11 protein-coding genes and 1 pseudogene are annotated in these 14228 nt (G+C 25.9%); 7 read left to right on the top strand and 5 right to left on the bottom strand.

The features are described 5' to 3' along the window. Positions 1–3 precede the first annotated feature (3 nt). From H7686_RS02245 to H7686_RS02215, 7 genes and pseudogenes are all read left to right on the top strand, one after another. The gene (locus H7686_RS02245; protein WP_193621727.1) at positions 4–990 is read left to right on the top strand and encodes an alpha-ketoacid dehydrogenase subunit beta; all 987 of its coding nucleotides are present in this window, start codon (positions 4–6) and stop codon (positions 988–990) included. 89 nt (positions 991–1079) lie between these two features. Continuing rightward, positions 1080–1376, top strand: coding sequence for a biotin/lipoyl-containing protein (locus H7686_RS02240; RefSeq protein ID WP_249175818.1), 297 nt, complete (start codon positions 1080–1082; stop codon positions 1374–1376). 40 nt (positions 1377–1416) lie between these two features. Next, on the top strand, positions 1417–2157 hold the full coding sequence (locus tag H7686_RS02235; RefSeq protein ID WP_193621729.1) for a dihydrolipoamide acetyltransferase family protein: 741 nt from the start codon (positions 1417–1419) through the stop codon (positions 2155–2157). Positions 2158–2513: 356 nt separating this feature from the next. Further along, a pseudogene (locus tag H7686_RS02230) lies at positions 2514–3983 on the top strand (group II intron reverse transcriptase/maturase). A 431-nt stretch (positions 3984–4414) separates the two neighbouring features. Then, positions 4415–5800, top strand: coding sequence for a dihydrolipoyl dehydrogenase (gene lpdA, locus H7686_RS02225; RefSeq protein ID WP_193621731.1), 1386 nt, complete (start codon positions 4415–4417; stop codon positions 5798–5800). Between the two features lie 783 nt (positions 5801–6583). Beyond that, positions 6584–7351, top strand: a complete 768-nt coding sequence (locus H7686_RS02220; protein ID WP_193621732.1) for a TatD family hydrolase — start codon at positions 6584–6586, stop codon at positions 7349–7351. Positions 7352–7416: 65 nt separating this feature from the next. Beyond that, complete coding sequence (locus H7686_RS02215; RefSeq protein WP_193621734.1) at positions 7417–8043, top strand: lambda-exonuclease family protein; 627 nt, start codon at positions 7417–7419, stop codon at positions 8041–8043. A gap of 66 nt (positions 8044–8109) precedes the next feature. Here H7686_RS02215 and H7686_RS02210 read toward each other — a convergent pair whose 3' ends face one another. The 5 genes from H7686_RS02210 to lepA all read right to left on the bottom strand — a co-directional run bounded on the left by H7686_RS02210 (position 8110) and on the right by lepA (position 14140). Next, positions 8110–9300 carry an ABC transporter substrate-binding protein gene (locus tag H7686_RS02210; RefSeq protein WP_193621735.1) on the bottom strand — a complete coding sequence of 397 codons (1191 nt, stop codon included), beginning with the start codon at positions 9298–9300 and terminating at the stop codon, positions 8110–8112. Next, positions 9290–10087: an ABC transporter permease gene (locus H7686_RS02205; protein WP_193621737.1), complete on the bottom strand. Its 798-nt coding sequence runs from the start codon at positions 10085–10087 to the stop codon at positions 9290–9292. Before H7686_RS02205 ends, H7686_RS02210 begins: the two co-directional genes overlap by 11 nt. A 5-nt stretch (positions 10088–10092) precedes the next feature. Further along, positions 10093–10947, bottom strand: coding sequence for an ABC transporter permease (locus H7686_RS02200; protein WP_249175822.1), 855 nt, complete (start codon positions 10945–10947; stop codon positions 10093–10095). Then, on the bottom strand, positions 10941–12242 hold the full coding sequence (locus H7686_RS02195; RefSeq protein WP_193621740.1) for an ABC transporter ATP-binding protein: 1302 nt from the start codon (positions 12240–12242) through the stop codon (positions 10941–10943). Before H7686_RS02195 ends, H7686_RS02200 begins: the two co-directional genes overlap by 7 nt. 80 nt (positions 12243–12322) lie before the next feature. Continuing rightward, complete coding sequence (gene lepA / locus H7686_RS02190; protein WP_193621768.1) at positions 12323–14140, bottom strand: translation elongation factor 4; 1818 nt, start codon at positions 14138–14140, stop codon at positions 12323–12325. Positions 14141–14228: the final 88 nt, after the last annotated feature.

Below are 14228 nucleotides of genomic sequence, written 5' to 3'. Positions count from 1 at the left end.
ATTATGGCTTTTATAAAAATGAATATGTTAGAAGCTATTAATCATACTTTAGATTATGCGTTAGAGAATATTCCGAAAGTTATTTTGTTTGGAGAAGATGTTGAACATTTAGGTGGCGTTTTTAGAGTTCTTAGAGGTTTATATAATAAATACGGGGGGTCAAAAGTTTTTAATACTCCTATTTCGGAATCTAGTATTTTAGGTAGTGGCATCGGATTAGCTTTAGCGGGTTTTCGTCCTATAGCGGAAATACAATTTGAAGGTTTTATTTTTCCAGCTTTACAAGATTTATTTTGTCATGCTGTGAGATTACGTAATCGTACTCGTGGAAATTTTACAGTTCCGATGGTAATTCGAACTACAATACAAGGCAATATTAAAGCTTTAGAACATCATTCTGAATCTATTGAAGGTATGTTAGCTTCTTTTCCAGGATTACATGTAGTAGTCCCATCTAATCCTATTGATGCTAAAGGATTATTGATATCTGCTATAAAATGTAATGATCCTGTGATTTTTTTAGAACCAAAAGTTTTATATCGTGCTCGTAGAGAAGAAGTTCCTGTAGAACCTTATGAAATAGAAATTGGTAAAGCTCGAGTAGTTAAAGAAGGTTCTGATGTTACTATAGTAGGATGGTCATCTGCTATTCCTGTGATTTTAAATGCTATTGAATCTTTGCAAAAAGATAATATTTCTGTTGAATTAATTGACTTAAGAAGTATTATTCCTATAGATCAAGAAACTATTGTTCAATCTGTGAAAAAAACTGGTAGGATAGTAGTAGCTCATGAAGCTACTAAAACTTATGGTCCGGCAGGAGAAATAATTACTTTAGTAAATGAATATGCTTTTGATGCTTTAAAAACTGCTCCTGTACGTATTACAGGCCACGATATTATAACTCCTTTAGCTAGAGGAGAATATCATCAAGTTTTAAATCCTACTAAAATTATTTATTATATTAGAAAAATGTTTAATAAGTTATAAAAATGATTTTATATTTTAAATATTATAAGTATTCTAGTGTTTCGGATATATAAATAAAATAATAATAAAAATAATAATTGTTTTTTATTATGCACAAAATCAAAAAAGAAGTAGGTTTAATTGTTATGAAACATAAACAAAAGTATGAATTTAAATTTCATGATTTAGGTGAAGGTTTACATGAGGGAACTATAACTAAATGTCTTTGTAAAGTCGGAGATAAAGTAAAAGAAGGTCAAGGATTATTTGAAATTGAAAATGACAAGTTATCTGATACATTACTTTCTCCTGTAGATGGCGTTATTTTAGAAATAAAATGTTCTCCTTCAGATCAAGTAGAATTGGATCAAGTTTTAGCAGTTATAGAAATAGATAACGAAGAATAAATATATTTATAAATTTAAATAATACAAGGGGATGAAATATATGTCAGATGTAGATAAAAAAAATAATAAATTTCAAGATGTTGACAGAGTAGAAGTTCAAAAAATTTCTAATTTACGTAAAGCTATATCAAAACAAATGTCTATTGCTAAAGCAATTATTCCGGATGTTACTTTAATGGAAGAATTTAATATGAATAATGTTGTTGATTTAAGAGCTGAATTAAAATCTAAAAATTCCACATCAAATATAAAACTAACTTATTTAGCTTTTGTTTCAAAAGCTTTAGTTAAATTATTAAAACAATTCCCTATTTTTAATTCTACTTTTGACGATCAAAAAGAAGAAATTATAATTAAAAAATATATTAATTTAGGTATAGCTGTAGATACTGATGATGGTTTAATGGTACCTAATATTAAAGATGCTGATAATTTAAATATTTGGAAAATTGCAGAATCTATTCAAAATTTATCCCAACGTACTCGAGATAAAAAATTAGTTTATAAAGATATTAATGATGGAACTTTTACTTTAAGTAATTGGGGAACTTTTGGGGTTTCTTATGGAACTCCTGTTATTTATTTTCCTCAAGTAGCTATTTTAGGTATGGGTGTAATGAAGTTAAAACCTGTTGTTTTGGAAGATGGTAATATTGGAAAAGCCTACATGTTACCTTTGTCTTTAAGTTTTGATCATCGTATTATAGATGGCGGTATAGCATCTAGATTTTTAAGTTCTTTTAAAGATTTATTTAATAATCCATCGGTTTTGATTGAATAATTATAAAAATGTTTTGTTGAAGATATTATTGTTTATTTGATGAATTTTATATAAAGTTATAATTGTGATTTTGATTTTATAATCTATAAAAATATAATATTAGCATTTTATTAGTATTATTTTTTGTGCGATTAATAAGGTATAGTTTTAAAAGAAATAATCTCATTAAAAACTAGATTTATAAAGAAAATTTTCTCAAAGGACATAAGAAATAACGACAAGTGGTTCTTAAAAGTGTTTTGCGATGGAAGTAGTTAGTCAAGATTATTTTGCTACCAAATGATTCTTGGGATATTCCTAAGAAAGGCAAAAAGATGCAATAAATTAAATGGCATCAAGAAAGGGATTGATATACTATGTCAACAACGGTTTCAATAGAAACTAAACTTTCGCGAACACGGGATAAAATTCAATATTGTTCAGCAAAAGGCCACTCCTTAAAAAGAGAACTCCAACAAGGAATGAATAATTTTTATAACATGTTAACGGCATTCAACAAAATTGCCACTAACAAAGGGGCAGGAAAACCGGGTGTTGACAATGAGACCATTGATGGAATTAATCTAGGAAAACTAGAAAGATACCATCAGGAATACGTCAATAATGGTTATAACCCGAAACCAGTTAAAAGAATTCTCATTCCTAGTGTAGAACCAAAAAATCTGGCCATGACGCTGTCAAACGCGTTAAATAAAGATTTCAAGGAATTGATTACCTTGTCAAAATTGACTTAAAAGGTTACTTTGATATAGATCAATCATGAGATTCTTATAAGAACCTTAAATCAGTTCATCATAAAGAATCAAACCCTCTCGACTATCTGCAAATGGTTAAAAGCCGGTTTCATGAAAGATGGGATCAAATACGAATCTTTATCGGAATTTCCTATATGCCGGCGAATATATATCTACATTATATCGGCTTGAAAATGAATGAACTAATTAAAGAGAAAAAACCAATTAGGAAGAATAGCCCAGAATATGGAAAAGCATGGCTTAAAAACCAACATTATAAACTGGGAATCGACAATTCTCTTAACCTAAATCCAAAACTAAGAGCTGAATATATATTCGTTATGCTGATTACTTTATCAATTAGCAGGGATAAATCAAACATTGTCAAAGCCAACAAAGGGATTAATTACTTTCTATCCTATATGATAAAGGTAAATCCAACCAGCAAACACTAAAAAGGTTTATAAGAAATCCTTAAGTGGCAAAGTTCAAATCCAAATTTCTAAAGCGAAAGTCGAAGAATATGGGTATGAATACAATTGGTTAAAAAAGGGAAAAACGAAACACGACGAAACATTAGCGAAGAGAGAGACGAATTAGAAATAATTCGGACCTATAAGACAATTGTCAAAGGACTTATCCAATACTTTTGTTTAGCTAACAATCTAAAGGTTTTAATTTCATCTAAATTATCTAGCTGAGTATAGCTGTTTGAAGACACTGGCAAGAAAATGGAAAACATCGATTGCCAGAGTTCGGAAAAAATGCAAGATAGGTTCGACTTGGGTGTGTATTTCTTATCTTAATAAAGAAAAAACCCATTACGAACCGTGGGATGTTTATTCTTGGAACAGAATTAAAAAAATGTGTAACTATAAGGGAAATCCGGATATTAGCATTAATAGATTTATATTCCAAGGTCGTACGAATTTAACTAATCGTCTAAAAGCGGAACGTTGTGAGAACTGTGACAAAACAACCCCACTGCAAATTCATCACATTGGGACGATTCGTAACGCGCATCGCCACAGGGTCGGGAATAAAAGAACTGAAGTATTGTGTCAAGATTGTCATCAGAAGATAACCAATTAACAAATACACGATATTAGAAAACAAGAACAATAAGAATTAAATAGCTAATCAACCGTGAGGGGAAATTAGTTCTCGAGAGAGAGTGAATTAGGGAAAGCCGGATGCTTGGAAACTTGCTTGTCCGGTTTGGACGGGGGCTGATTGTAAATAAAACAGCAAAGATAAATCGCTGCATAAAACGCAATTAATCTATCCGTATTTGTTAATAAACTTATTAATTTTCTATTAATGATATTTTTATAAATTTATAATTTTACAAGAATTTAAAAAGAATATTTGAATATTTGTTAGTGACTAATTTCTAATAATAAATCTTAAAGAAAAATTAATTTTTTAAATTTATTTAATTTTTTTCAATTTATTTTTATTATTTTGTTTTAAATTTATTTAATTAAAAAATATTTCAATTGTAAAGCGGGTTTTTTAATGATATGCAACAAATATATGATATTTTAGTTATAGGTGGCGGTCCAGGAGGTTATGTTGCAGCTATCAAAGCTGCTCAGTTAGGTGCCAAAGTGGCTTTAATTGAGAAACATAAAATAGGCGGCATTTGTTTAAATTATGGTTGTATACCTACAAAAGCTTTTTTAAAAAGTGCTAAAGTTTGGGATTTATGCAAAAATGCTAGTCAATTCGGATTAAATAATATAGAAAATATTTCTTTTGATTGGAAATCTATATTACAACGTAAAGATAAAATTGTGAAAACTTTGACTAATGGAATAGCTTTTCTTTTGAAAAAAAATAAATCAATTGATTTTTATTTTGGTTCGGCAGAAGTTGTAAATGCTTATCAAGTTGTTGTGAATAATCAAATTTTAAAAACTAAAAAACTTATTATAGCGACTGGTTCTCATGCTTTTATACCTCCTATACCAGGAGCTCAAGAATCTTATTTAAATAAATATTTATATACCAGTAAAGAATTAGTACAATTAGAAACCTTTCCTAAAAAAATAATTATAATAGGTGGAGGGATAATAGGTGTCGAATTTGCTACTATTTTTAATAAATTTGGATCTGAAGTGATTATTGTAGAAAAACAAAAATCTATTATTAGTTCAATGGATAACGATATTATAATTGCTTATACTAAAAATCTTAAAAATGCCAATATCAATGTTATGACAGAAGCTAATGTAATTAAGATTGATAAAAATACTGTTTATTACGAATATCAACAAAGTTTATGTCAAGAAACAGCAGATATTATTTTGATGGCTGTCGGAACAAAACCTAATTTAATAGGTTTAGATAAATTAAATTTAACTATGGATAGAAATGGTATTTTGACTGATAATTTTTTACAAACTTCTATACCTGATGTATATGCTATTGGAGATGTTAATGGTAAATATATGTTAGCTCATGTTGCAAGTCATGAAGGTATTATAGCTGCACATCATGCTTTAAATTTGAAAGATCAAATTAATCCTATTAATTATGATCATGTTCCTTCATGTATTTATAGTTTTCCTGAAATAGCTTCTATTGGTTGTACAGAACAACAAGCCAAAGAACGTAATTTAAATTATAAAATTTCTAAAATGCCTGTTCAAGCAATAGGTAAAGCTCATGCTGATGGTGATTTAGAAGGTTTTGCAAAATTAATTGTTGATAAAAATACACTTCAAATTTTAGGTATGCATATTTATGCTTATAACGCTACAGAATTAATTACTGAAACTGGAGCTTTAATGCATTTTAATGGCACAGCGTATAACGCTACGGAAATAATTCATCCTCATCCAACTTTATCAGAATTAAATTTAGAAACTTTTTTAGGAGCCGTGGATAAACCTATTCATTTGTAAAGAAGAATGTTTTATTTATCTTATTAAAAAATTAAGTTTTTATGAGAAAAATATTATTTAAGTTTGAATTAAATAAAAATTTTTATATGATTATATAATAGAATATTTTTTGCAAAAAGGGGGGGATTAACAGATTATAATCCTCCCTTTTAATTAGTGATTTTTAATTGTAAATATATATTTAGTTATGGTACCAAAATTCCTAAATATTAAATAATCTCATCAATTACTAGTGCTAATAAAAAAATAAATAGTTTCCAAAAGAAAAACATTAGGAACTACATCTATTCTTAAAAGTTAGTTACGACGAAGTGAATTAGTTAAGAAGTTACCTTCGCCGAATAATTCAGCTTTCGAAGATAAGAAGATTGCCGCAAATACAAGGATTAATTTCTTCTTAAAAGAGGAATCAAGATTTGATATTTAGGTTATTAAATTAAACTTATAATGAGATAAAAAAACATTATTTTCTATAATAAAGCGATTTTTTGCTATTTTTTAGTAATTAGAGACTTAAAGCTTAATGGGGGGGTTTATTAAGTAGCTTTTCTAAGAATAAGTCTAACGATCTTGATAGTGCTAAAGAAGTGAATATTCAAAAAAATAAATTTAAAATTTATAATTCAAAAATTAATTTTTAGTTTATTTTTTATATTCGGTGTTTAACTTTTTTCAAAGGCTACTAAAATAAAAAGTATTAATATTTTTAAGATCTTAATTTTATGAAGTTTTTTTAATTTTTTAAATTTAAAAAAGAATATAGGAGTTTTTTGTATTAAATATATGTTATTAATTGATACTCATACACACTTAAATTTAAATGATTATGAAAAAGATTTAAACGAAGTTATAGATAAAGCTAATAATAATGGGATTAAATATTTTATTGTTCCAGGATTAAACGCTCAAACTAATGCAAAAGCTTTTCAGTTGGCTTTAGAATATGAATGTATTAAAATTGCAGTGGGTATACATCCATGCTATTGGCAAAATGAAGATCCTATGACCATTCAACAATATTTGAGATTACCACAAGTTGTAGCAGTAGGAGAAATTGGTATTGATTTATATAGAGATAAAACTTCTTTACATATTCAAAAAAAAAATTTACAAATTCAATTAGATTTAGCTCTTAAATATAATTTACCTGTTATTTTGCATGCTCGAGAAGCTTTTGAAGAAGTTTATCAAGTTTTATTGCCTTATCGAAATAAACTTAAAGGAGTTTTTCATTGTTTAGTAAATAATTTAGAAGAGGCTCAAAAGGCTGTTGAATTAGGATTTTATATAGGTATTGGTGGCATTGTTACTTATAATAATGTTTTAGTAGCTCACGAAGTAGCTTCTAAAATACCTTTAGATAAAATATTATTAGAAACTGATTCTCCTTTTTTAACACCTTTTCCTTTGGAAAAAACCAAACGTAATGAACCTGCTTATTTAAGTATTATCGCTGAAAAGATTGCTTATTTACGACAAATAAGTTTATCTGATGTTATTAAGCAAACTACTAAGAATGCTAAAAATCTTTTTTTAATTGATAAATTATAATTTGAAATTCGATATAATTTTTTCATTCAAATTTAATTTAGAAAGATAAGGATAATTAATTTTATATGTTAGATGATTCGAGTAAATTAATAGATATTAAACAAGATTCTATATCTTGGCACGAACATAGAAATAATTATATTAATGCTTCTGAGGTAGCGGCTATTATGGGTTTAAATCCTTTTGAAAGTGTTAAGTTATTATTTAAAAGAAAATTATTTAAAGAGAAAATAGAAGTTAATGAAGCTATGCGTCGTGGACGTCGTTTGGAACCTGAAGCTAGATTTTTTTTTAATTCAGTTTTTAAAATGGATTTTGTTCCTGCTGTTTTTGTGAAACAATTCATGTCTGCTTCTTTAGATGGTTGGAATTCAAATTCCCGAAGTATTTTAGAAATTAAATGTCCTATTTCCTGTGATACTTCTTCTTGGAGAGATTTTTTTTTGAATGATAAAATACCCAAATTTTATTATGCACAAATTCAAGCTCAACTTTATTGTTCTAATGCTGATAAAGCTTTTTTTTTAGTTTATTATACTTATCAACATTCTAAAGTACAGGAAGTGTATAGAGATTTAGAATTTATTGATAAAATGTATACTAAATGTTTTAATTTTTATAAATTATTTACCGAAGCTAAGCAAATTTTACAACAATTAGGTGATCTAAAAAAAGTGAAGGAATTTATTTAAAAGTTATAAAAAATTAAAAATATAATTTTGTTATTTTAATTATAATTTTGAGATTATTTTTTTAATTTATTTATATTTGTTAATAAAAAATTTATTATTTTTCGGCAAATTTATTTTTAGTTTTATTATGAAACAAAATATAATGATTAAAAAACTTAATAATAATAAATATTTATCTTGTGGTCTGGGATATGCATAAATTTCATTCCAAGCATCATTAATTTGTTTTTTGGTTTGAACATTATATTTGTATATATTATCTTTGCTATTGATATTTATTTTTAAGATATCATTGTTTTCATTAATGTTTTCGTAGGGAGAGTCATATCCCACAAATAAAGCGTTTTGTTTAAGATTACTATTTTTTAATAAAAAATTGATAAAATCATAAGCTCCGATTGTATTACTTCCTTTAGGTAATACTAAGCTATCTACCCAAATATTTGTTTGATAAATATTATTTTCTGGATCATTAAAATCATAGTATTCAAGATTAGGATTTTGTTGCATTAGATATCTAGCATCACCAGAATAAGTAACAGCTATGTCATAACGTTCTTGATTAGTTATACGCATATTATCTAAAATTTGATCTGTAACAAAAAATAAATTTTTATTTTTTTGCTTTAAAGTTAGTAACCATTCTTTAGCTTTAATAATCTCTGTTGTATTGGCTTGGCTGATGTTACCTTGGGTTGCTTTTAATCCTATAAATATGCCTTCAAAAGGATTATTATATAGCGCTACTTTATAATTATTATTTTGTAATATTTGGGTCCAATTTTTACTTATTTGTTCTCGACTTATTTTATGTTTGTTGTATAAAAAACCTAATTTTCCCCAAAAATATGGGATAATATATTCTTGTATATTTTGGGGCAATTTATCTTTTTGAATTTTTTTAAAATTGTTAGTGAATTTGGGATAATTTGTTAATTTATCTTTATCTATTTTATGAAGATAATTATCTTTTAATTGTTCTATAGCGTATTCACTTAAAATAGCAATATCATAGATATCCCCTGTTTTTATTTTATTTATAGCTATTTCATTTGATGAAAAAAAATTTTGTTTAATAATAAAATTTTTTGATTGCTTGTTATAATCGGAAATAATTTTAGGATCAATATATTCCCCCCAATTGAATAATATTATACTTTGTTTAGCAGAATTTTGAGATATAATTCTATATAAGTTGGCGATAAAAATTATTGATAGAAATAATATTATACTTATTATTTTTTTTCTAGTATTCATATTGATTTTTTTTCACAAAATAACAATGAAACATTATTTTTATTAAAATAAATAAAATTAGCAATGAAGATACAGCGTTAATAGTAGGATTAATAGTGCCTTTTAAACTATATATATAAGCTGAGATATTTTGAAATTCAGAACCTCCTGCAAAATAAGAAATAATAAAATCATCAAAAGATAAAGCAAAAGCTATACTAGCTCCTGCTATGATAGAATTTTTTAATTGAGGTAAAATAATTTTAATTAAAGTTTGATTTGGTGTAGCTCCTAAATCATAAGCCGCTTCTATAGTATCTAAATCTAAATTGCAACATTTATTATAAATGGTAATTAAAACATAAGGTACGCTAAAAGAAATATGTGATAATAACATACGCCAAAAGCCGTTGTTTAATCTCATAAAACTAAATAAAATAAATAAAGATAAAGCATTTATTATTTCGGGTATAATGATGGGGAATTGATTTATAGATAAAATAATTTTTTGCCATTTTTTGTTATAATTCATTAAAGAAATAGCTGCTAAAGTTCCGATTACAGTTGATATAATAGTGGATAGAAAGGCTATTTCTAAAGTTACTATTATAGCTTTTTTTACTGATTCATCTTGTATTATTTTGTGATACCATTTAAAACCAAATTTGTTGAAATGTATTAATGAAGCTATTCTGCCTTCGTTTTCGTTAAAAGAAAAAATTATTAAAGAGATAATAGGGAGATAAATAAAAATTAACATAGTTGTTAGATATATGTATAACAAATTCTTTTTGACATTCATTTTCATAATTATTATTTCCCTTCTTTAGCATATTTATAGTATTGATTTTTAGGACAAAGTTTTAAGATTATTAACATCAGAATTGTTAAGTTAATAGCTATAACACAAGCGCTTTTAGTTTCATCATTTAAAAATATTTTATTTTCTATTAATTCGCTTATCACCATGACATTTGTAGGTCCTAGATATTTCGGAACAATAATATTAGTGACTATTTGTAATAAAATCAAAATGGTTCCTTCAATAATACCAGGCAATGATAAAGGAAATATAATTTTTTTAAATACTTGTTGTTCATTAGCTCCTAAATCTTGAGCAGCTTCAATCAAACTTTTGTCTATTTTAGAAATATTTAGATAAATAGATAAAAACATATAAGGTAAAAAAAGATATAAAAAACCAATAAACATAGCTATATTAGTTTCTAGTATGTTAATGTTTAAGAATTTTTCTGTTAAAGATAAAATTTGTACTAAAGCTTGTGTCTTTAAAATCATATTAATCCAAATAGTGCCATTAATTAATAAAATGATTATTGGTTGGATTAAAGGATTTAATTTTGAAACGCCATATGCTAATGGGTAAGTAATAATAATGACCAAAAAAGTAGCTATAATGGAAATAGAAATAGATCTTATAATAATATAAATAAAATTTAAATTAGTATAAAAATTATAATAGTATTTAGTAGTAAAAACCATTTTAATAATTTTGGTATCATCATATTCTTGAATTGAATCAAAACAAATTATTAATATTGGCATTATAATTAATAAAATTATAATAATTAAATATGGTAAAGCTAACCATTTGTAAAATTTATTGGATTTATTTTTAATAATATTTTTCATTTTTAATTTTACCATGTTTCCATAATATGAATGTCTTCGGGATTAAAAGATATTCCTATTTGGGCATTTTTTTCAATAAAATCTGTTGTATGAATTAAATAATTTCTATATTTAGTTTTAATAATGACTTCCCAATAAACTCCTTTAAAGGATATAGAATGAACTATTCCTGTAATTAAACCATCTTTATAATTTACAATATCTATATCTTCTGGTCTTATAACTATATCAACAGGTTGATTTTTTCGAAAACCATAATCTATACAACGAAATTCTTTATTATCAAATAAAACTACAAAATCATCTTTCATAATTCCAGAAATTAGATTTGATTCCCCAATAAATTGGGCTATAAATTTGTTGGCAGGTTCATTATAAATATCCTCAGGATTCCCTATTTGTTGAATAGCTCCTTGTTTGATAACTACTATTTTATCACTCATAGTTAAAGCTTCGGATTGATCGTGTGTTACTACTATAAAAGTAATACCGAAAATTTTTTGCATTTCTTTTAATTCGTATTGCATTTCTTGTCTTGATTTTAGGTCTAATGCTGCTAAAGGTTCATCAAATAAAGCTACTTCAGGTTCATTAATTAAAGCTCTAGCGATAGCTACTCGTTGTTGTTGTCCTCCGGATAGTTGGTAAATATTTCTGTTTTCAAATCCTTGTAAGCCCACTAATTTCAAATAATGTAAAACTTTGTTTTTAATAAATTCTTCTTTTGTTATTGAGCATAATAATTTTTGATTAAATTGACTTAATAATAGTTGCTGTTGTTTTTTTATAAGTTCTATGTCCTCTTTTAAAGCTATTTTTAATTTTTTGAGTTCAGGATGTTTTTTATAAAATGGCAACAATGAAAATAAATAATTTTGGTTTAAATTATTTTGAATTATTTTTATTTTTTGTTTATATTTTTCTTTAATAGAATTAATTTTTTGTTTTGTGGTATTGTTGACATTTTTTATTTTTTGTTTCGTTGTGTAATTTAAATCTTTTACTCTTAAGCCAAAAGCTATATTTTCTAAAACATTTAAATGAGGAAAAAGTGAATAATTTTGAAAAACTGTGTTTATTAATCTTTTGTGAGGTGGTACGTTTAAAATACTTTTATTTTTGAACAAAATATCACCACTACTGCAAGTATCAAAACCTCCTATAATTTTTAGAATAGTTGTTTTACCGCATCCTGAAGGTCCTAAGATAGTTACAAATTCATTTGTTTTAATTTTTAAATTAATATCTTTTAAAATTATTTGATTATTTATAACCTTAGTAATATTTTTTAGTTCTATTAAATCGGTCATATATATTTGTATTGTACCTCCCTCTCTTTTGGCTCTGATAAAAATTAATTATTTGATAAGTTTTTCTAAAAATATTTTAATTATTTATTTGCTAAAATAGCTAAAAAAGCTTGTTGAGGTAATTTAACTTTTCCTAGAGCTCTCATTTTCTTTTTTCCGGCTTTTTGTTTTTCTAATAACTTTTTTTTCCTTGTATGATCTCCGCCATAACATTTATCTGTAACATTTTTTCTTAAAGCTTTTATATTTTCTCTGGTTATAATTTTTTTACCAAGAGCTGCTTGAATTGTAATTTCAAACATTTGTTTCGGTATTAATTCTTTTAATTTATTGCAAATTAGTTTGCCTTTAGTATAAGCGAAATCTTCATGAACTACTAAAGATAACGCATCAACTATTTCAGAATTTAATAAAATATCCATTTTTTTTAATTTACTTGGATAGTAATTTTCCATTTGATAATCAAAAGCAGCATATCCTTGGGTTGCAGATTTTAATTGATCGAAATAATCGTAAATAATTTCTCCAAAAGGTAATAAATATGTTAATATTGTATTTTGATTTTCTAAATATTTGATATTTTGTAAAATTCCTCTTTTATTTTGTGTTAATTTCATTACTGAACCTATGTATTTTTCCGGACATGTTATAAAAGCTTTTATGAAAGGTTCTTCTATTTTTTCGATAGCTTGATTTTGAGGCCATTTTTGTAGGTTATCTATAATAATTTTTTGGTTTTGTTTGGTATAAACATGGAAAATAACTGAAGGAGCAGTGATAATAACTTCTATTTTAAATTCACGAGTAATTCTTTCTTTAATAATATCCATATGTAATAAACCTAAGCAACCAATACGAAAGCCCATGCCTAAAATATTAGAATTAGATTTTTCGTAAATTAAGGATGAGTCGTTTAATTTTAATTTTTGTAATGCTTCTTGAAGATTAATGTATTGTTTGCTTTCAGCAGGATAAAAACCGCAAAAAACTACAGGATTAATTACTTTATATCCTGGTAATGCATGAATTTGAAGATTTTTGTTTAAAGTAATGGTATCACCGATTTTTACATCGTCAATATTTTTAATAAAAGCAGTTAAGTAACCTACATCTCCTGTAGTTAAAAATGGTTGTATAACGGGATTAGGTTGAAAGGTACCTACTTCTATAACATCATAAACAGCTTTACTTTTAATAAAGCGTATACGATCTCCTTTTTTAAGGGTTCCATTTATAATTCTGATATGAGGTATTACCCCTTTATAATTATTAAATTTTGAATCAAAAATTAAAGCTTGCAAAGGTGATTGGGGATCTCCTTTGGGACAGGGAATATTTTTTATAATTTTCTCTAAAACATTTTTAATTCCTGCACCTGTTTTTCCGCTTGCTAATATAATGGAATTGATATCGATTTGTAGAAGATTTTTAATTTCTTGTTGAATTTTAGGTATATTAGCGTTTGGTGCATCTATTTTATTTATTACAGGTATAATTATAAGTTTATTTTCCAAAGCTAATTTTAGATTTGATATGGTTTGAGACTGTATTCCTTGAGTAGCATCTACTACTAATAATGCTCCTTCGCATGCTGCTAAAGAACGTGAAACTTCATATCTAAAATCGCTGTGACCTGGTGTGTCAATTAAATGCATAATATATTCTTTTTTTTCTAAACTATGGTATTTTATTTGAATAGCATTTAATTTAATGGTTATTCCTCTTTCTTGTTCTAAAGCCATAGAATCTAAAAATTGAGGTTTCATTTCGTGTTTTAGAACAGTATTGGTTATTTCTAAAATTCTATCAGCTAAAGTAGATTTGCCATGATCTATATGTGCAATAATAGAAAAATTTCTTATTTGTTTTTGTCTTTGTTTGATTTTATCAAAATCCATTTTTTTATACAATCGACTTTCCTTATCATTTATATAATCGTTAAAATTTTGTTAAAGTATTAGTGTATAAATTATGTATTTATTATTA

The sequence above is a fragment of the Candidatus Phytoplasma asiaticum genome, assembly GCF_015100165.3.
GTDB classification, from domain to species: domain Bacteria; phylum Bacillota_I; class Bacilli_A; order Acholeplasmatales; family Acholeplasmataceae; genus Phytoplasma; species Phytoplasma citri.
The sequence above is the reverse complement of the archived record's forward strand: the minus strand, read 5'-3'. Positions and strand labels throughout refer to the sequence as shown.

Excerpts from the sequence above, each read along its gene's own strand:
- H7686_RS02200 (WP_249175822.1), bottom strand. The coding sequence starts at position 10,947 with ATGGTAAAATTAAAAATGAAAAATATTATTAAAAATAAATCCAATAAA.
- lepA (WP_193621768.1), bottom strand. The coding sequence starts at position 14,140 with ATGGATTTTGATAAAATCAAACAAAGACAAAAACAAATAAGAAATTTT.
- H7686_RS02210 (WP_193621735.1), bottom strand. The coding sequence starts at position 9,300 with ATGAATACTAGAAAAAAAATAATAAGTATAATATTATTTCTATCAATA.
- H7686_RS02205 (WP_193621737.1), bottom strand. The coding sequence starts at position 10,087 with ATGAAAATGAATGTCAAAAAGAATTTGTTATACATATATCTAACAACT.
- H7686_RS02245 (WP_193621727.1), top strand. The coding sequence starts at position 4 with ATGGCTTTTATAAAAATGAATATGTTAGAAGCTATTAATCATACTTTA.
- H7686_RS02195 (WP_193621740.1), bottom strand. The coding sequence starts at position 12,242 with ATGACCGATTTAATAGAACTAAAAAATATTACTAAGGTTATAAATAAT.
- lpdA (WP_193621731.1), top strand. The coding sequence starts at position 4,415 with ATGCAACAAATATATGATATTTTAGTTATAGGTGGCGGTCCAGGAGGT.
- H7686_RS02220 (WP_193621732.1), top strand. The coding sequence starts at position 6,584 with ATGTTATTAATTGATACTCATACACACTTAAATTTAAATGATTATGAA.
- H7686_RS02240 (WP_249175818.1), top strand. The coding sequence starts at position 1,080 with ATGCACAAAATCAAAAAAGAAGTAGGTTTAATTGTTATGAAACATAAA.
- H7686_RS02215 (WP_193621734.1), top strand. The coding sequence starts at position 7,417 with ATGTTAGATGATTCGAGTAAATTAATAGATATTAAACAAGATTCTATA.
- H7686_RS02235 (WP_193621729.1), top strand. The coding sequence starts at position 1,417 with ATGTCAGATGTAGATAAAAAAAATAATAAATTTCAAGATGTTGACAGA.